Raw genomic sequence first — 18,609 nt, forward strand, 5'->3', positions numbered from 1 at the left:
ACGTCGAAAGGCCGGGTCGCCCCGGCCTCTCCGCAAGCACGGCGGCCGGCGGATCACAGGCTCCGCTGGATCTCCTCGACGCGGAAGCACTCGATGACATCGCCTGCGCGCATGTCCTCGTAATTCTGGAAGGCCATGCCGCATTCCTGCCCGGCCATGACCTCCTTCACCTCATCCTTGAAGCGCTTGAGCGTCTTCAGCGTGCCCTCGTGGATCACCACGTTGTCGCGGATGAGGCGGACCTTGGCGCCGCGCTCGACCTTGCCGTCGGTGACGACGCAGCCCGCGACATTGCCGACCTTGGTGATGTTGAAGACCTGCCGGATCTCGGCATTGCCGAGCATGGTCTCGCGCAAGGTCGGCGCAAGAAGGCCGGACATCGCCGCCTTCACATCATCCACGAGGTCGTAGATGACGTTGTAATAGCGGATCTCGACGCCGGCGCGCTCGGCCGCCTCGCGGGCTTCCTTATGGGCGCGCACGTTGAAGGCAAGGATGACCGCACCCGTCGTGTTGGCGAGGGTGACATCGGATTCGGTGATGCCGCCGACCGCCGTGTGCAGCACGCGCGCGGCGACCTCGTCGTTGCCGAGTTTCTCGACCGAGGCCGCGATCGCCTCGACCGAGCCCTGCACGTCGCCCTTGATGAGCAGCGGGAATTCCTTCTTGCCCGCCGCATCCTTGGCGAGCCGCATCATGTCGACAAGGCTGCGCGCCTGGCCGCCGCCGCGCGCCGCCGCCTTGTCGCGCTTCTGGCGCTCGCGATAGGCCGTGATCTCGCGGGCGCGGGCTTCGCTCTCGACGACGGCAAGCCGGTCGCCGGCCTCCGGGGCGCCCTGGAAGCCGAGGATCTCGACCGGCAGCGACGGGCCGGCTTCGGCGACATTCGCGCCGCGATCGTCGACGAGCGCGCGGACGCGCCCCCATTGCGCGCCGGCGATGACGATGTCGCCGGTGCGCAGCGTGCCGCGCTGGACAAGCACGGTCGCAACCGGGCCGCGGCCGCGATCGAGCTTCGCCTCGACGACGGAACCCTCGGCGGCGCGATCGGGATTGGCGCGCAGTTCGAGCACTTCGGCCTGAAGCTGGATCGCCTCCAGCAGCTTGTCGAGATTCATCTTCTGCTTCGCCGAGACCTCGATCTCGAGCGTATCGCCGCCCATGCTCTCGACCTGCACGTCGTGCTGGAGAAGCTCGGTGCGTACGCGCTCCGGCTTGGCCTCGGGCTTGTCGATCTTGTTGATCGCCACGATCAGCGGCACCTTCGCCGCCTTGGCGTGGTTGATGGCCTCGATCGTCTGCGGCATCACGCCGTCATCCGCCGCGACGACCAGAACCACGATATCCGTCACCTTCGCGCCGCGCGCGCGCATGGCGGTGAAGGCGGCGTGGCCGGGCGTATCGATGAAGGTGATCTTGCCGCCGAGCGGCGAGGTGACCTGATAGGCGCCGATATGCTGGGTGATGCCGCCGGCCTCGCCCGAGACGACATTGGTCTGGCGGATCGCGTCGAGCAGCGAGGTCTTGCCGTGATCGACATGGCCCATGATCGTGACGACCGGCGGGCGCGGCAGCATCGCCGCCTCGTTGTCCGGCTCGTCGAACAGGCCCTCCTCGACATCGGCCTCGGCGACTCGCTTGACCGAATGCCCCATCTCCTCGGCGACGAGCTGGGCGGTGTCGGCGTCGATCACGTCGGTGATCTTGTGCATCGCCCCCTGCTTCATCAGCAGGCGGATCACGTCCACCGCGCGCTCCGACATGCGGTTCGCCAATTCCTGGATCGAGATCGTCTCGGGAATGATGACCTCGCGGGCCAGCTTCTCCTTCGGCTCGTTGGCCGCGAGCCCCTTCATGCGCTGGACGCGGCGCTTGAACGCGGCGATCGAGCGCTGGCGCTCGTCCTCGTCCGAGAGCACGCTGGTCACGGTCAACCGGCCGCGGGATTTTTCCGGACCCTTGGCGCGCTCCGGCTTCGCCGGCGCGGGGGCCTTGGCGGCACCCTTGCGGGCGACGCGCGCCTCATCCTCGTCGAGATCGCGCGCCGCCGGACGCGGCGGCACGTTCCCGATATCGCGCTTGGGACGCAGCGCCTCGAGATCCTCACCAAGCGCGGCGCCGCCGGATGGCGAACGCGGACCGCCGGGCGGCCGCGAGCCGGGCGCCGGCGCCTGGCCGGGCCGCGGCGCGAAGCCGAGCCGCAGGGTTCCGCCCGAGCGTTCGCCGCCCGCGCCACCGGGGCGCGGCCCGGGGGATGCCGAGCGCGGTCCGTCGAAGCGATTGCCGTCGCGCCGCGGCATGTCGCCGCCGCGCGGGGCCTGGCCCGTGCCCTCGCCGCCGCGGCGGAACGGGCCGTCGAGACGCGGCGGGCGCTCGCCGAAATCACGCAAGGTGGAGGGCGGGCGCGGCGATTGCCCGGAGGCATGGCCGCCGGGACGCGGCCCGGCGCCCGCCGGGCCCGCGGGACGCATGGACCCTGCCGGGGCCGGATTGGCCATCCGCGATGCCGGCGCCGCCGGATGGGCGTTCGGGCGCTGCGCCGCGACCGGCGGCGCCGAGGTTTGCGGCGCGGGCGGCGGGGCGGGCGCCTTCGGCATGATGCTCGGGGTCGCCGCGACCGGCGGCGCGGAGACCGGGGCGGGAGGAGCCTGCGGCGCGACTTCGGGCGCGGGCGCCGGGGCCTGCTCCGCCTCGCGGCGGGCCTGCGCCGCGGCACGCTCGCGCTCCTCGCGCTCCTGCCGCTCGCGCTCCTGCCGGGCGCGTTGTTCGGCCTCGTTGCGGCGACGCTCTTCCTCCTCGCGGCGGCGGGCCTCTGCCAGGGCGTGGGCGAGCCGGTCACGCTCGGTCTCGGACAGGTTGCGCTGCTGCGCCCCCCCGAGGCCGAGCCGGGGCTGCGGCGGCGTGGGCCGCGTCTCGGGCGCAGCGGGGCGCGGGGCAGGCGCGGGTGCCTTGCTCTCGACGACCGGAGCCCTCGTCGGCGGATCCATCGTGCCCGGGCGACGCTTCACCGTCTCGACCACGACCGATTTCGTGCGGCCGTGGGAGAAGCTCTGCTTGACGACGCCCTGCTCCACCGGACGCTTCAGCGACAGCGTCTTCGGGGCGGAGAGGGTCTTGTCGCCCGAGGTCTTGTTGTCAGTCATACGTACCGTTGTCCTCGACGAGGGAATTCGTCCGTTCGTGGTCCGGGCCGGGCCCAATGGCCCGGCCGGCTATCGGTTCATCCGCCGGCCGCGTCACGGATGCGGGTCGCCCGCATCCGATCCGAGATTCCGCGGAACCTGAAAAGCGTCGTCAGACCCTGGGGGCGTCGCGCCATCACGCGTCGCCGGGCCGCCCGACAGGAATTCAACGTATCTCGCCGCCCGATCCAGAAAGGCCGAACCGGCAGGATGCACCGCAAGCGCGGCATGTATCACATGTTCCCGCCCCAAGGACAGTGCTATTTCTTCGGCGGAAAAGACCCGGATCACCAGCGGATCGCCCTGTCGCGGCCCCCGCCCGGCCATGCGGCCGGCGAGCCGGGCGATCTCGGCCTCGGAACCGTCGCTGGCCTCGACCAGCGCGAGGACGGGACCGCGCAGCCCGTCGATCTTCGCGAAACCGCTCGTTACCGCACCGGCCTTGTTGGCCAGGGCGAGCATCTGCAACGCATCCGCGCGCAGCAGGCCCGCGACCTGACGGTCGAGATCGGCCGGCACGCGGATCTCGGCCTTCAGGGCCCGCCCGAACAGCTTGCGGCGGATCGCCTCGGCGAGCAGCGCGCGATCATTGCCGATCCAGACCCCGCGCCCCGGCAGGCGGTTGCGGATATCGGGCACCAGCGCACCATCAGGCGCCGCGACGAAGCGGAGAAGCCGGTCGATGGGCCGGATTTCGCGGGTCACCGCGCAGCGGCGCGACACCGCGCGGCGATCCTCCCGGGCCCCCTCCGTCTCGTCCGGCTCCATCCATCAGCCTTCCTGAAGCGCGTGGGTCTCCTCGTCGGCGCTCTCGGACGCCGGCTCGACCCAGCCGGCCGCGACGCGCGCCGCCATCACGATCGCCTCGGCTTCGTCGCGCGTGACGTCGAGATCGGAGAAATAGCCGGGGTAGCGCAGCGTCTCGGTGCCCTTCTTCTCGGTCCAGCCGACGAGATCATCCGTCGCGCAGCCGGCGAGATCCTCGACCGTCTTGACGCCGTTCTCCCCGAGCGCGACCAGCATCGCCGAGGTGATTCCGGGAATCGCGCCTACCGCGTCCTCGACGCCCAATTCCCGCCGCCGCGCCTGGCGCTCGGCCTCCACCCGCTCGAGATAGCTGCGGGCGCGGGTCTGGAGTTCGTCCGCCGTCTCGGCGTCGAAACCCTCGATCGCCAGCACGTCCGAGCGATCAACATAGGCGATCTCCTCGATTGTCGCGAACCCTTCCGAGGCGAGAAGCTGGCCGACCATTTCGTCGACATCGAGCGCCTCGCAGAACAGCTTCGAGCGCTCGGCGAATTCCTTCTGGCGGCGCTCGCTCTCCTCGGTCTCGGTCAGGATGTCGATGTTCCAGCCGGTGAGCTGCGAGGCGAGGCGCACGTTCTGCCCGCGCCGGCCGATGGCGAGCGAGAGCTGGTCATCCGGCACCACCACCTCGATGCGCTCGCTCTCCTCGTCGAGCACCACCTTGGAAACCTCGGCCGGCTGGAGCGCGTTGACGATGAAGGTCGCCACGTTCTCCGACCACGGGATGATATCGACACGCTCGCCCTGGAGTTCCTGAACCACCGCCTGCACGCGGGAGCCGCGCATGCCAACGCAGGCGCCGACCGGGTCGATCGAGGAATCGCGGCTGATCACCGCGATCTTGGCGCGGCTGCCGGGATCCCGCGCGACTGCCTTGATCTCGATCACGCCGTCATAGATCTCCGGCACCTCCTGCATGAAGAGTTTGGCCATGAAGATCGGATGCGTGCGCGAGAGGAAGATCTGCGGTCCGCGCGCCTCGCGGCGCACGTCAAACAGATAGGAGCGGATCCGGTCGCCGGGGCGGAAGACCTCGCGCGGGATCAGCTCGTCGCGCCGGATCACCGCCTCGCCCTTGCCGAGATCGACGATGACATTGCCGTATTCGACGCGCTTGACGACGCCGTTGATGATCTCGCCGACGCGGTCCTTGAATTCCTCGTATTGCCGGTCGCGTTCCGCCTCGCGCACCTTCTGGGTGATGACCTGCTTGGCGCTCTGCGCCGCCATGCGGCCGAACTCCACCGGCGGCAGCGATTCGGAGAGCGTGTCGCCGAGTGCGGCGTTCGGGTTCTTGCGCTTGGCATCGGCGAGACTGATCTCGCGGCTGTCGTTCTCGACCTGCTCGACGACATGCATCAGCCGGGTGAGCCGCAGTTCGCCGGTCTTGGGATGGATCTCGGCGCGGATATCGGTTTCCGAACCGTAGCGGGAGCGCGCGATCTTGGCGTAAGCATCCTCCATCGCCGAAAGGACGATCTCGCGCTCGATCGATTTCTCGCGCGCGACCGCGTCGGCAATCTGGAGAAGTTCGAGCCTGTTGGCGCTGACACTCATCTTTTCCTCCGTCGGGCGGGCGCCGCGGGGCGCCGGCTCCTGTCGTTCAGCCTGTTATCTATCTGCGCGGCTTGCGCGCGGGATTATCGATCCGCCGCGGTTTGGGCGGCCGCGCCGCGCGCGGTGCCGGCGCCGGCACCGGCGGGAGAATCGCGGCTTCGGGGTCGGGTTCCTCCCCGGCGGCGAGGGTGCGCTCCGCCGCCTTGCCGCGGCGGAGCGATTCCTCAATCACGGCATCGGTCAGGACGAGCCGCGCCTCCGCCATCTCCCGCATCGCGAGTCGGGCGCTGTCTGGTGCGCCCTCGGGCGCATCCGGCAGGTCGAGGATCACGATCTCGCCCTCGACACCGGAGATAGCGCCGCGGAAGCGTTTCCGTCCCTCGACCGGGACCGCCATCTCGATGCGGCAATCATAACCGATCCAGCGGGAGAAATCGCCGGCACGGACCAGCGGCCGATCGATGCCCGGCGAGGAGAGTTCGAGATTGTAGGCGGTGGCGATCGGATCCTCGACATCGAGGAGCGGCGAGACGGCGCGGCTCACGGCCTCGCAATCGTCGACGCCCATGGTGCCGTCCGGCCGCTCGGCCATGATCTGCACCGTGCAGCCGTTGAGCCCCGAGATCTTCACCCGCACCAGCCGGAAGCCGAGACCGCGGATCATCGGCTCGACGATCCGCGCCACGCGGCTCGCGACACCGGTCTCCGTGATCAGGCGGGGCTCGTCGAGATTGTCCATGCCGGTCCTTCGCCGGGCCAATATGAAAAAAGCGGGTCCGTCTCCGGCCCACTCTCCTTTTCGCGTATGACCCCGCGTAAAATCGAGATTGATGCGCTCCCATAAGCGCTTTTTTGCCGGAAGGCAAGCCTCGCCCGGACGCGCGGCGCGCTCACCGCGCCCGCTCGAGCACCCAGCGCATCGTCTCTTGCAGCTGGGCTTCCGGAACCTCGCGCTGAAGCGCCGGGCCGATATCGGCAATCGTCACGCCGCGCAGGCTTGCACGCCACGCCTCGTCCGCCGCCCACATCGCACGCGCGATGATGCAGGGGCGCGCATCGCAGAACCCGGCCGGCCGGCAGGGATTGTTCCGGCGGATCTCGGTGCAGACGAAGGCCGAGACACGGCCCTCCACCGCCGTCACGATATCCAAGAAGCTGATCTCCGCCGGCGGCCGCGCGAGGCGATAGCCGCCGGAGGGTCCGAGCGTGCTCTCCACGATGCCGGCCTGCGACAGGCTCTGGAGCGCCTTCGACAAATATTCCTTGGGAACGCCGTGCAATTCGGCGAGATCGCGGGTGGAAAGGAAGTGCCCCGGCGGCAGCATCGCGAGGATCGACGCGCAGTGCAGCGCCCATTCCACCTGATTGCGCAATTGCATCAGCTCAAGCCTGCCTTTTTCAATCCGAAGGTTTCGTCCTTCGAGCCCGGCACCATCCGGAAGGCGACGGCGCCGCGGTTCCAACCGTTGATGGCGATGATCGAGAACGTCAAGTCCACGATTTCCGCCTCGGAGAAGGCCTCGCGCGCGCGGGCATAGAGATCGTCCGGGATCCCGCCCGGCGGCAGCTGGGTCACGGCTTCGGTCCATTCCAGCGCCGCGCGCTCGCGGGCGGAGAACAGGGGCGATTCCCGCCAGACCGCGATGTGGTGCAGGCGCAGTTCGCGCTCGCCCGAGATCTTGGCCTCCTTGATATGCATGTCGACCCAGAATGCGCAGCCATTGAGCTGCGAAGCGCGGATATCGACGAGATGGCGCAGTTCAGCCTCGATGGAGGCGCCATGCGCCGCCAGGGTGAACTGGTAGAAGGCCTGGGTCAGTTTCGGCGCGACGGTGAGGTAATCGAGGCGGTTGGACATGGCGATTTCCTGGATCGGGGCTTAATTCGGATAATTAGTATCTACAAGGATGTTTGATATCCGAATTAAGAGCACGAGTCAACGCTCCTCTCGCGTCATTACCTCCCCGCGGCCTGGCAGGGCGCGCGGAAGCGGGCGGACAGCGGATGATCTCGGGAGGGGGGAGGCGGGGCGGCCGGCCCGGTCAGACGCGGCGGAAGCGGAAATAGCCGGGCACGCGGCCCTCACGCAGCGCTTTTTCCTCGTAGCGCGTGCGGTGCAAATCCGGCCATGGCCGGCGCCAATCCTCGGCGGTCCGCGCCGTCCAGACGAGCCCGTCCTGCCGCGCGATTCGGGCCAGGGTCCAGCCGGCATAATCGTCGATATCGGTGGCGAACCGGAATTCGCCGCCGGGCTTCAGCACCCGCGCCAGCGCGGCGAGGAAAGCCTCGTCAACGATCCGGCGCTTGCGCTGCCGCCGCTTCGGCCAGGGATCGGGATAGAGAAGATAGACCCGGTCGAGGGCACCGTCGGGCAGGGCGGCGAGCACGTCGCGGCCATCGCCGCGCAGCAGCCGGACATTCGTCAATCCGCGCGTCTCGATGGCGGCAAGCAGCTTGGCGACGCCGTTGAGAAAAGGTTCGACGCCGAGAAAGCCGGTATCCGGCTCGGCCTCGGCACGGGCGGCGAGATGCTCGCCGCCGCCGAAGCCGATCTCCAGCACCAGGCGTTCCGGCCGTATCGGGAAGAGGGCGGCGGGATCGGGCGTCAGGGCCGCGAGGTCGAGCGAGACCTGCGGCAGCAGCGTGTCGATCCGCGCTGCCTGCGCCGCGCGCAGCGCCTTGCCCTTCGATCGCCCGTAAAGCTGGCGGCGGGGCGCCCGTTCCGGATCCCCGCCGTCCTGTCCGTCAGCGCCCATGGCGAGAAAACCCGCCGAGCCGCCCGCCGCGCGTCACGCAACCGCCTTCTTGATCGCCTGCGCGAGATCCGTGCGCTCCCAGGAGAAGCCGCCGTCGCGCGCCGGCTTGCGGCCGAAATGGCCATAGGCCGAGGTGCGGGCATAGATCGGCTTGTTGAGGCCGAGATGCGTGCGGATGCCGCGCGGCGAGAGATCCATGATCTGCGGCAGCACGGCCTCCAGCTTCGCCTCGTCCGCCTTGCCCTTGCCGGTGCCATGCAGGTCGACATAGACCGAGAGCGGCTTGGCGACGCCGATCGCATAGGAGAGCTGGATCGTGCAGCGATCGGCGAGGCCGGCGGCGACGACATTCTTCGCGAGATAGCGCGCGGCATAGGCCGCCGAGCGGTCGACCTTGGTCGGATCCTTGCCCGAGAAGGCGCCGCCGCCATGCGGCGCCGCGCCGCCATAGGTGTCCACGATGATCTTGCGGCCGGTGAGGCCGGCATCGCCGTCCGGCCCGCCGATCACGAAGGCGCCGGTCGGGTTGACGTGCCAGACCGTGTCCTTGCCGATCCAGCCTTCCGGCAGCGTCTCGCGGATCACCGGCTCGACGATCTTGCGGATATCGGCGGAGGTCAGCGTGCTGTCGAGGTGCTGGGTCGAGAGCACGATCTGCGTCACGCCGACCGGGCGGCCGTTCTCGTATTTCACCGTGACCTGGCTCTTGGCATCGGGGCCGAGGACGCCGCAGCCCTTCTCGCCGGCCTTGCGCGCGGCGGTGAGGTTCTCGAGAATCTTGTGGGAGTAATAGATCGGCGCCGGCATCAATTCCGGCGTCTCGCGGCAGGCATAGCCGAACATGATGCCCTGGTCGCCGGCGCCCTCGTCCTTGTTGCCGCTTGCATCGACACCTTGCGCGATATGCGCGGATTGCGGATGCAGCAGCACCTCGATCTTGGCCTTCTTCCAGTGGAAGCCGTCCTGCTCGTAGCCGATGGCGCGGATCGCCTTGCGGGCGGCGGACTTGACCTTCGACTTCATCGCCTTGTCGTCGAGCGAGGTGCGGACCTCGCCGGCTATCACGACGCGATTGGTCGTGGCCAGCGTCTCGCAGGCGACGCGCACCTGGGCCGGATCCATGCCGGCCTTCGCGGCTTCGCGGAAGAAGAGATCGACCACCTCGTCCGAAATGCGGTCGCAGACCTTGTCCGGATGACCTTCCGAGACGGATTCGGACGTGAAGAGATACGAGGTGCGCGCCACGTGCTGCTCCTTGGATGATATGCGAACCGCGACCGCCGCCGGATTCGGCGCGGCCCTGATCGCCGGGCGCGTCTCTAAGCGCAGCGGGTCGGCGCGGTCAAGCGTTTCATCGAACAAGTTCGACAAAAAGAACGCAAAATGCGCGAAAACAAACGCATGCGTGGCGGAAAGGCCCTGATTCGCCGATCAGGCCTTGCGCTGACCCTCAACCAGAGTCGTCACCAGATCGACCACGCGCCGGCGCACCTTGGGATCCTCGATCGAGGCGAAGGCGCGCGCCAGCGCCACGCCCTCGGGGGTCGAGAAGATGTCGGCCGTGTAATCCGCCTGGCTGTTCTCGGCGAAGCCGGAGGCCATCGCAAGCCCCTCGTCGCGCGGGGCGCCGTCAAAAAAGAACGAGACCGGCACGCCAAGCACCTGCGCGATGTTCTGCATGCGGCTGGCGCTGATCCGGTTCGTGCCCTTTTCGTATTTCTGGATCTGCTGGAAGGTGACGCCCAGCGCCTCGCCCAGCTTTTCCTGGCTCATGCCGACGGTGATGCGCCGCATGCGCACGCGGCTCCCGACATGCCTGTCGACGGGGCTGGGGGCTTTCTTCATCAGGTTATCTTCCGCTGCCATCGGTCAGAGGCTCCCTCGTCCTGTCGTGGCGAGCGACCGGATCGGATCCGGCCCTGACCTGCTCACGAATCGGTTCCACGCTGTCATCGCCATTTTCTGCCAGAAAGCCCGAGAACGGCAAGAAGAATCATAACGGTAGCGAAACCAAATCCGGACAATCGCCGCTGAACCGTGCCGGAAAGGCTAGCCGGAAGCGGCGCGTCCAGGACATCCGCGATTCCGAGCGGCAATTGCGCGATGGTTCGTCCATAGGGATCGAACACGGCCGAAATACCGCTATTGGCGGCGCGGATCAGCGGACGTCCGAATTCGATCGCCCGCAATCGCGCCTGGGCCACATGCTGGAACGGGCCGAACGTATAGCCGAACCAGGCATCGTTTGTCACATTGATAAACGGGCCGTCTCCGGTATCCCCGGCGATCTCCGCCGGGAAAATCACCTCGTAGCAGATGAGCGGCGTCACGCCCGGCAGGCCCGGAACGGCGAGCGCGCGACGCCCGGCGCCGGGCGTGAAACCGCCGATCTCCCGGACGAATTCACGCAGGCCGAGCCGGCGCAGAAGCCCCTCCGCCGGCAGGAACTCGCCGAAGGGCACGAGATGGACCTTGTCGTATCCCGCCACGATCCCGGTGCGGTCGAGAACCTGCAGCGCATTGAAGAAGCGGATGGGCCGAGAATCATCGCCGGTCGCTTCCGCCCGCACCGCGCCGGTCACCAGCACCGTGCCGGCGGACAGGAAGCGGCGGATCGCCTCGATAGCGCGCGGATTCCGCTCGAGCACGAAGGGAAACGGCGATTCGGGCCAGATCAGATGCGTCACATCCGCGATGCCCGCGGCATGCGCGCCCTTGGCGCGATCGCTCAGCGTGAAGAACCGGGCGAGAAGCGCATCGCCGTCCGGCAGCGCGAGGCGGGCATCCTGCGGAATATTCGGCTGCATGATCCTGATCTTGACGCCCGAGACCAGGGGCAGCCGTTCGAAATCGACCCGTGTTCCGCCCACGGGGTCGAGCCGGACTGCACCGAACAGCGCGATCCCGACCAGGGCTACCGCGGCAAGGCCCGACAGCAGAAAGCGTGCCGCCAGCCCGCCGCCGCTCACGAGCAGGACCGGCGCGGCGAAGATCGCCACCAGAACCGGGCCCAGCGCCTCCGTGCCGATGACGGAAACGATCTGCGCCAGAAGCAGATGATTCGCGAAAGCCTGCCCGAACCCGTTCCATGGGAACCCCGTGAACAGGGTGCCGCGCAGCCATTCCGCGGCGCCGAGCCCAGCCGCAAGCAGCAGGATCCGCGTCGGGCCGGCATGCCAGCCGAGCCGCGCGAGCGCGAGCCCGGCCGCCGGGAACAGCGCCAGCACGGCCGGCAGACCGAGCACGCCGAGCGGCATCAGCCACAGGAACTGGTCGCCTCCGGCGATGAAGGCCGCGCCGAGCCACCACAGGCCGGCGACGAAATAGCCGAAGCCGAACCCCCAGCCCACCAGCGCCGCATCGCGCAACGACAGCAGAAGCCGCCGCCCCTCGCCGTAAACCGAATCGAGGAGCAGCACGAGAACCGGAAAACTCAGCGCATAGACCGGAAACGCATCCACCGGCGGCAGTGCAGCCGCAGCCAGCGCGCCGGCGAGCACCGCCAACGCCAGTCGCCTCCAGCCCGCAAGCAGCAGCACGGCGTCAACCCGCTCGCGCAGCCGCGACGACAGGACATTTCCGCTCGCCATAGCAGGCCAATAAACCATTTGCCCCCGCTGGCAGCCGCCGATCGACGCCGCACCGGAACTCGCGCGCATGCTCCGCGCGCGCGGTCGCCCACCGTTCGAACCGTAATGGAACAGAACTGCTACCGCCCGCGGCCGCGCTTGCAAACCCCTTTTCGGTCGTGACGGTAAAAACGAGAATGATTCTAGACTATTGCGCCGTCACACGCCTTCGCCGGCGATGCGGGAATCGAGGACCTGAAGGCGACGGATCCGTCGCTGATCGCCCTCGAGAATCACGAATTGCAGCCCGTTCGGCGCGGTCACGGTTTCGCCGGGCTCGGGCACGCGGCCGAGAAAGGCGGTGACATAGCCGCCGATCGTGCCGATATCCACATCCTCGCCCTCGACCGCAAGGGAAATGCCGAGCCGTTGCTCCACCTCGTCGAGGGGCGCCTGGGCGTTGATCGCAATCCCGCCGCCCGGAAGCATCTCGATCGCGAGATCCTCGACCACGTCGTGTTCGTCCTCGATGTCGCCGACGATGATCTCGAGAATATCCTCGATCGAGATCAGCCCGTCGGTCGCGCCGTATTCGTCGATCACCAGCGCCATATGGATGCGCTTGCGCTGCATCTCGAGCAGCAGATCGAGCGCCGGCATGGAACCCGGCGCGAACAGCACCGGCCGCACGAGGCCGATTTCGCCGATACGCGCGGCCGGGTCCAGTTCGTCGAGGCGCGCGAACATGTCGCGCAGATGCACCATGCCTTTCGGATCGTCGAGCGTCTCCCCGTAGACGGGCAGGCGCGAATGCCCGGCGGAGGTGAAGCGCGCCCGCAGCTCAGCGAGCGTCGCCATCTCGGAGATCGCGATGATCGAACCGCGCGGCACCATCACATCCTGTACGCGCTGGCCGCGCGCGTCGAGGATGTTGCGCAGGATGCGCTTCTCCTCGGCGGAGAATTCCGTGGTGTCCCCGGCCTCGCTCTCGTCGAGCGCATCCTCGAGATCGTCGCGGATCGAGGCCGCGGGGCGCAGCCCGAGCGCGGTCTTGAACCGATCGAGCCAGGATTCGCGTTCGCGGAGCGAAGCCGATGCGCGTTCGGGGCCGTCCTCCTGGCTCATGGCGTGCTCCGCCCGGCATCGGCATAGGGATCGGCATAGCCGAGCCCGGCCAGGATGCGGATTTCCGCCGCCTCCATCGCGTCGGCCTCCGCCTCCGTCATATGATCATGGCCGAGCAGATGCAGGACGCCGTGCACGACGAGATGCGCGAGATGCGCGTCGAGGCTCTTGCCCTCGGCCGCAGCCTCGCGGGCGCAGGTCTCGTAGGCGAGCGCGATATCGCCGAGCGCCGGCGCCGGATCGCCCGGCACCGGCGCGGCGGGGAAGGAGAGCACGTTGGTCGGCTGGTCCTTGCCGCGGAACGCATGGTTCAGCCCGCGCAGGGCTGCATCATCGGCGAGCAGGACCGATACGCCGCCGCGCCGCGCCGATCCGGCGAGCGCGGCGAGCGCCGCCCGTTCGACGAGCGCCTCGGCGCCGGCATGGTCGCGCCAGCCCGCGGCCTCGACGAGGATCTCGATCTCAGCCATCGCCCGCGCCCGAAGCCTCCTCATAGGCCTGCACGATCCGGCGCACCAGATCATGGCGGACGACGTGCTGATGGCCGAATTTCACATGCCCGATGCCCTCGACCTCCTTAAGCAGCGCGATCGCCTCCGCGAAGCCCGAGCGCTGGCCGGAGGGCAGGTCGACCTGCGTCGGATCCCCCGTGATGATCATCCGCGAGCCCTCGCCGAGACGGGTGAGGAACATCTTCATCTGCATCGAGGACGCGTTCTGCGCCTCGTCGAGCAGGATCAGCGCGTTCGAGAGCGTGCGGCCGCGCATGAAGGCCAGCGGCGCGACCTCGATCACATTGGTCTGGAGCGCGCGCTCGACGAGGCGCCCCTCCATGAAATCATAGAGCGCGTCGTAGATCGGCCGCAGATAGGGGTCCACCTTGTCGCGCATGTCGCCGGGCAGGAAGCCGATCTTCTCGCCCGCCTCGACCGCGGGGCGCGACAGGATCAGCCGTTCGACATGGCCGGCCTCGAGAAGCTGCACCGCATGGCCCACGGCGAGCCAGGTCTTGCCGGTGCCGGCCGGCCCCTCGGCGAAAACAAGCTCGTGCCGCGCCAGAACACGGAGATAGAGATCCTGCGCGGCGTTGCGCGCCTTGACCGGGCCGCGCTTGCGCGTCACCACCTGCCCGAACCCGGCATAGGCCTCGCGGCCGCGGGGCTCCGCCGCCGGCCGCGAATCGGGGAACAGGCCGCGCTGGAGCGCCGTCTCCTCGATCGCGCCGTCGATATCGCCGGGCCCGACCACCCGCCCCTTCCGAACGCCGGCATAGAGGCTCTCGAGCACGCGGCGCGCGTGATCGACCTGCTCGCGCGCGCCCTGGAGCACGATGCGGTTGCCGTTGACATGCGCCACCACCGAGAGCCGCCGCTCCAGATGCGCGATGTTCTGGTCATAATTGCCGACGAGTAGGCTCGCCGCGCGGTTGTCGTCGAGCGTGATCGCCTCCTCGACCCCTTCGAGGGAGGCCTGGACGGAGGCCGCGAGGCGCGACGGCTCGCTGAGGCGCAGGGTCACGCGGCTTTTCCTCCGATGCGGCCGAGTCCGGGCCCGGCGATGCGGCCATGCAGCGAATTCGATGCCAGGGCCGTGATCTCCACCGGCAGGATACGGCCGAGATGATCCGGGACGGCCTCCGGCCCGACCTCGACATGCACCGCCTGGAGATAGGGCGACTTGCCGGCAACCTGGCCGGGATGCCGGCCGGGCTTCTCGAACAGCACCTCGACAACGCGCCCGAGCGTGGCGCGGTTGAAGGCCCCCTGCTGCTGGGCCAGCAGCGCCTGGAGCGCCGCTAGCCGTGCGGATTTCTCCGCCTCCGGCACGTCATCCGGCCCCTCGGCGGATTTGGTGCCGGGGCGCGGCGAATATTTGAACGAGAAGGCCGAAGCGAAGCCGATCTCGCGCACGAGCGCCATGGTATCCTCGAAATCCGCCTCGGTTTCGCCGGGAAAGCCGACGATGAAATCCGAGGAGAGCGCGATATCGGGCCGGGCGGCGCGCGTCTCGTCGATGATGCGACGGTAGAAATCGCGGTCGTGCCGGCGGTTCATCGCCTTGAGGATCCGGTCGGAGCCGCTCTGCACCGGCAGGTGCAGGTAGGGCATCAGCTTCGGATTGTCGCGATGCGCGGCGATCAGCGCGGCATCCATGTCGCGCGGGTGGCTGGTGGCGTAGCGAAGCCGGTCGAGTCCGTCGATTTCCGCCAGCTCCGCGATGAGGCGCGCAAGGCCGGCCGCGCCGCCCTGTCCGTCATCGCCGTGATAGGCGTTGACGTTCTGGCCGATCAGCGTGATCTCGCGGATGCCCGCGGCCGCCATCGCCCGCGCCTCGTCGCGAAGCGCCGCCACCGGCCGCGACATCTCGGCGCCGCGCGTGAAGGGCACGACACAGAAGGCGCAGAACTTGTCGCACCCCTCCTGCACGGTGAGGAAGGCCGTGGGGCCGCGCGTCGCGAGGCGCCGGCGGTCCGGCGCCGGCAGATGCGCGAACTTGTCCTCCTCGGGAAATTCGGTATCGATCGCCTTGCCGGCACGCGAAGCGGCCAGAAGCGCCGGCAGGCGATGATAGCTCTGCGGCCCGACGACGATATCGACATCGCGCTGGCGGCGGATGATCTCCGCGCCCTCCGCCTGGGCGACGCAACCCGCAACCGCGATCCGCATGTCCGGCCGACCGGCGCGCTTCATCGCGCTCAGCCGGCCGAGTTCGGAATAGACCTTCTCGGCCGCCTTCTCGCGGATATGGCAGGTGTTGAGAATGACGAGATCCGCCTCGTCCGGCGCATCCACCTCGGCATAGCCCTCGCCGGCGAGCAGATCAGCCATCCGCTCGGCGTCGTGCACATTCATCTGGCAGCCATAGGACTTGATATGCACGCGGCGCGGCGCGGCAGTCCCGCGCAGGGCAGCATTTCCGGCTTTGGAGGAGCGATCGACCATTTGCCCCTCTTTACCCGGCCGCTCCCGCTTCGGAAAGAGGCGAAGCCCCCGCCATGCGGTTTTGTGCCGGGTCGCGGCCCGTCAGCGCCCGGACATGCGCCTGACGGACCTCCTGCTCCATCTCCCGCGCAAGGGCCTTGCGGTCGCAGCCCGGCCCGACCGCCCGGGCCGCACCGAAGGTCACGCGGACATCGATCCCCGGCAGGGTCAGCACGTCCTTGAGATGCGGCACGAGATCCATGTCGCCATACCAGGCGATCAGCGGCTGCCCGGCCCGACCGGCCGGCAACCCGCCGATCCGCGGATAGGCGATATTCAGCGATTGCACATGGGAGGCGCCGCCCTCGCCGCCGATCGCCGCCTGCGCCGCGCCGATCAGCGCGGTCCGGAACGGCAGGATGCGGGTGCCGTCGCTCGTGGTTCCTTCCGCGAAGAGCACGAGCGCGTCGCCCCCGCGCAGCCGCGCCGCGATCTCGCGGTTGACCTCGCCGGTCTTGCCGCGGCGCTGCCGCTCGACGAAGACCGAGCGCTGGAGTCGCGCCAGCGTGCCGAACAGCGGCCAGGTCGCGACCTCGCTCTTGGCGATGAAGGAGACCGGCGCAACCGCCGAGATCACCACGATATCGAGCCAGGACAGATGGTTGGCCGCGATCAGCAGCGGCTTGCGCGGGTCAAGCCGGCCGTGCCGCTCGATCCGCACGCCGAGCACGAACAGCAGGTAGCGATGGAAGATCACCGGCATCCAGCGCGCGAGCGGCGGCGCCACGCGCAGGGCAAGCCATTGCGCCGGCAGCCCGAGCAGGAAGGCCGGCGCGAGCGCGGCGAGCTTGAGGCCGATCATCAGCCGGCGGGGGAGCGGCGCGGTCTCGATCATGGCTTTCGGGACGGCGTTCGCGAAGGTTTGCGCGCAGGGGCGCGGCGGCCGCGCGGCGGCGGCGATTCGAGTGGAAGGCAGAAGAGCTGGAGCCGGTGCCCGGTGATCCGGTAGCCGAGATCACGCGCGATCCGGGCCTGCAATTCCTCGATTTCCGGCGAGCGGAACTCGATCACCGTGCCGCTCGCGACGTCGATCAGGTGGTCGTGGTGCTCATGGCTGGCGTTCTCGTAGCGGGCGCGGCCGTCATCGAACTGGTGGCGTTCGAGGATCCCGGCATCGACGAGCAGACGCACCGTGCGATAAACGGTCGAAAGCGCGATTTTCGGGGCGATTGCCGAAACGCGCCGGTGCAGCTCCTCGACATCAGGGTGATCATCGGCGGATTCGAGCACCTGCGTGATGATGCGGCGCGGGCCCGTCATCCGGAGCCCGCGCGCCTGGCAGCGCGCCGCGATGCTGGATTCGGCCTCCGCCATGCGCCGTCATCCTCCCGTCATCCGGGCGCCCATAGCAAGCGGCGCGCGGCTTGGGAAGGCAAGCGCCGCGCAATCGCTCACGCGAGGCGCGGCACGGGATCGAGATCGCCGAGATCGCGCCGGAAGGTAAGCGCGTCCCTCCGGCCTCCGGGCCCGGCATAATAGCCCCGCCGCCGGCCTATCTCGACGAAACCGGCGCCGCGATAGAGCCGCAAGGCGGGCGCGTTATCCGCCGCGACCTCCAGGAACAGCCGCTCGACGCCGGCACGGCGGACCCGCGCGAGATGCCGGGCCAGCAGATCCCGCGCGAGGCCCCGGCCGCGGATCTCGGGATCGAGCGCGATGGTCAGCAGCTCGGCCTCGTCCGCCGCAGGCCGGGAGATCGCAAAGCCTGCCAGCACATCGCCCAGAAGGCCGTGCAGCACCAGGACATCGGCGACATGCCCGCCGGCGAGCATCGCCTCGAATTCGTGCCGTTCCCAGCCGATCGCGAAGCTCTCGGCATGGATCTCCGCGAGGCGCGGCGCATCGAGCATGGTCGCGGCGCGGAAACGGGCACCGCCGCTTCCCGCAAGAAAGAGCCAGAACCAGGGCAGGGCCCAGCGCCAGATCATCCGCTGCGCCTCAGGCCCGCCGGAGGCGCGCGCCATCGGAGGTCGTGACGCTCGCCTCGCGCAGATAGAGCGGCCGCGCTGGTGCGGTGGCCGGATCGGCGGCCGCACCGAGCCGCGCCACCCAGACGATATCCGGCGCGGCGGCCGCCTGGACGAGCGCGCCGGCACGCGGATCGGCCGCGCCATCCTTGCGGGCGGCCGCAAGCCGCATGGCAGCGTTGCCGGCAAACGCGATCACGCCGTCGCCGGTCCGGCGCGCGGCATCCTCGAGCGTATAAAGGCCCGGACCGGCGATGGTGCGGCCGGCGACATTAAGCGCCTGGAAGAACACCATGCCGTGACGCGCATCGATCGCCGCGGCAACGGGATGCCGCTCGGCGCCGAAGATCAGCGGCGCGGCATAGGCGGAAAGCGTCGAGATTCCCACCGCCGGGCGGCGATGGACGAGCGCGAAGCCGCGCGCCGCCGCGATGCCGATCCGGATGCCGGTGAAACTGCCCGGCCCGATCGTCACCGCGATGCGATCGATCTCTGCGAAGGCGAGGCCAGCCTGTGCGAGCGCGCGGGCCACCATGGGGATCAGTGCCTCGGCATGCCCGCGCTCCATCGCCTCGCTCTCGGCCGCGAGCACCGAATCGGCGGCCGCGTCGTAGAGCGCGACGGAGGTCGCGCCGAGGGCCGTGTCGAGGGCGAGGATTCGCACC

At 69.0% G+C, this 18,609-nt stretch carries 17 protein-coding genes and 1 pseudogene; all 18 read right to left on the reverse strand.

Annotation, left to right across the window (positions count from 1 at the left end):
- Positions 1–53: 53 nt before the first annotated feature.
- The 18 genes and pseudogenes from infB to tsaB all read right to left on the reverse strand — a co-directional run bounded on the left by infB (position 54) and on the right by tsaB (position 18,608).
- On the reverse strand, positions 54–3,143 hold the full coding sequence (gene infB / locus FWJ24_RS00405) for a translation initiation factor IF-2 (RefSeq protein ID WP_150285811.1): 3,090 nt from the start codon (positions 3,141–3,143) through the stop codon (positions 54–56).
- Positions 3,144–3,236: 93 nt separating this feature from the next.
- The gene (locus tag FWJ24_RS00410; protein WP_150285812.1) at positions 3,237–3,950 is read right to left on the reverse strand and encodes an RNA-binding protein; all 714 of its coding nucleotides are present in this window, start codon (positions 3,948–3,950) and stop codon (positions 3,237–3,239) included.
- A 3-nt stretch (positions 3,951–3,953) separates the two neighbouring features.
- Positions 3,954–5,546, reverse strand: coding sequence for a transcription termination factor NusA (nusA, locus tag FWJ24_RS00415; protein ID WP_150285813.1), 1,593 nt, complete (start codon positions 5,544–5,546; stop codon positions 3,954–3,956).
- 54 nt (positions 5,547–5,600) lie between these two features.
- A pseudogene (gene rimP, locus FWJ24_RS00420) lies at positions 5,601–6,285 on the reverse strand (ribosome maturation factor RimP).
- 151 nt (positions 6,286–6,436) lie between these two features.
- The gene (locus FWJ24_RS00425) at positions 6,437–6,925 is read right to left on the reverse strand and encodes an RrF2 family transcriptional regulator (RefSeq protein ID WP_150285815.1); all 489 of its coding nucleotides are present in this window, start codon (positions 6,923–6,925) and stop codon (positions 6,437–6,439) included.
- The gene (locus FWJ24_RS00430; protein WP_150285816.1) at positions 6,925–7,404 is read right to left on the reverse strand and encodes a carboxymuconolactone decarboxylase family protein; all 480 of its coding nucleotides are present in this window, start codon (positions 7,402–7,404) and stop codon (positions 6,925–6,927) included. The genes FWJ24_RS00425 and FWJ24_RS00430 overlap by 1 nt, the downstream gene beginning before the upstream one ends.
- A 184-nt stretch (positions 7,405–7,588) precedes the next feature.
- Positions 7,589–8,302: a tRNA (guanosine(46)-N7)-methyltransferase TrmB gene (trmB, locus tag FWJ24_RS00435; protein ID WP_150285817.1), complete on the reverse strand. Its 714-nt coding sequence runs from the start codon at positions 8,300–8,302 to the stop codon at positions 7,589–7,591.
- A 33-nt stretch (positions 8,303–8,335) separates the two neighbouring features.
- A complete protein-coding gene (gene metK, locus FWJ24_RS00440; protein ID WP_150285818.1) occupies positions 8,336–9,547 on the reverse strand; it encodes a methionine adenosyltransferase in 1,212 nt (403 codons plus the stop codon).
- A 186-nt stretch (positions 9,548–9,733) separates the two neighbouring features.
- A complete protein-coding gene (locus FWJ24_RS00445) occupies positions 9,734–10,147 on the reverse strand; it encodes a helix-turn-helix domain-containing protein (protein ID WP_150285819.1) in 414 nt (137 codons plus the stop codon).
- 104 nt (positions 10,148–10,251) lie between these two features.
- Positions 10,252–11,892: an apolipoprotein N-acyltransferase gene (gene lnt, locus FWJ24_RS00450; protein ID WP_166443533.1), complete on the reverse strand. Its 1,641-nt coding sequence runs from the start codon at positions 11,890–11,892 to the stop codon at positions 10,252–10,254.
- A gap of 198 nt (positions 11,893–12,090) precedes the next feature.
- Entirely contained in the window at positions 12,091–12,996 is a 906-nt protein-coding gene (locus FWJ24_RS00455) for a hemolysin family protein (RefSeq protein ID WP_150285821.1), read from the reverse strand.
- Positions 12,993–13,466: an rRNA maturation RNase YbeY gene (gene ybeY, locus FWJ24_RS00460; protein ID WP_150285822.1), complete on the reverse strand. Its 474-nt coding sequence runs from the start codon at positions 13,464–13,466 to the stop codon at positions 12,993–12,995. Before ybeY ends, FWJ24_RS00455 begins: the two co-directional genes overlap by 4 nt.
- Positions 13,459–14,508 carry a PhoH family protein gene (locus FWJ24_RS00465; protein ID WP_206110782.1) on the reverse strand — a complete coding sequence of 350 codons (1,050 nt, stop codon included), beginning with the start codon at positions 14,506–14,508 and terminating at the stop codon, positions 13,459–13,461. Before FWJ24_RS00465 ends, ybeY begins: the two co-directional genes overlap by 8 nt.
- Before the next feature lie 2 nt (positions 14,509–14,510).
- On the reverse strand, positions 14,511–15,938 hold the full coding sequence (gene miaB / locus FWJ24_RS00470; RefSeq protein WP_150285824.1) for a tRNA (N6-isopentenyl adenosine(37)-C2)-methylthiotransferase MiaB: 1,428 nt from the start codon (positions 15,936–15,938) through the stop codon (positions 14,511–14,513).
- Between the two features lie 10 nt (positions 15,939–15,948).
- Positions 15,949–16,812 (reverse strand): lyso-ornithine lipid O-acyltransferase, encoded by an 864-nt coding sequence (gene olsA / locus FWJ24_RS00475; RefSeq protein ID WP_246155447.1) that lies wholly within the window; start codon positions 16,810–16,812, stop codon positions 15,949–15,951.
- Positions 16,809–17,291, reverse strand: coding sequence for a Fur family transcriptional regulator (locus FWJ24_RS00480; protein ID WP_150285825.1), 483 nt, complete (start codon positions 17,289–17,291; stop codon positions 16,809–16,811). Before FWJ24_RS00480 ends, olsA begins: the two co-directional genes overlap by 4 nt.
- Positions 17,292–17,368: 77 nt before the next feature.
- A complete protein-coding gene (locus FWJ24_RS00485; RefSeq protein ID WP_150285826.1) occupies positions 17,369–17,905 on the reverse strand; it encodes a GNAT family N-acetyltransferase in 537 nt (178 codons plus the stop codon).
- Between the two features lie 10 nt (positions 17,906–17,915).
- Complete coding sequence (tsaB, locus tag FWJ24_RS00490) at positions 17,916–18,608, reverse strand: tRNA (adenosine(37)-N6)-threonylcarbamoyltransferase complex dimerization subunit type 1 TsaB (protein WP_150285827.1); 693 nt, start codon at positions 18,606–18,608, stop codon at positions 17,916–17,918.
- Position 18,609: the final 1 nt, after the last annotated feature.

The sequence above is a fragment of the Rhabdaerophilum calidifontis genome, assembly GCF_008641065.1.
GTDB classification, from domain to species: Bacteria; Pseudomonadota; Alphaproteobacteria; order Rhizobiales; family Beijerinckiaceae; genus Rhabdaerophilum; species Rhabdaerophilum calidifontis.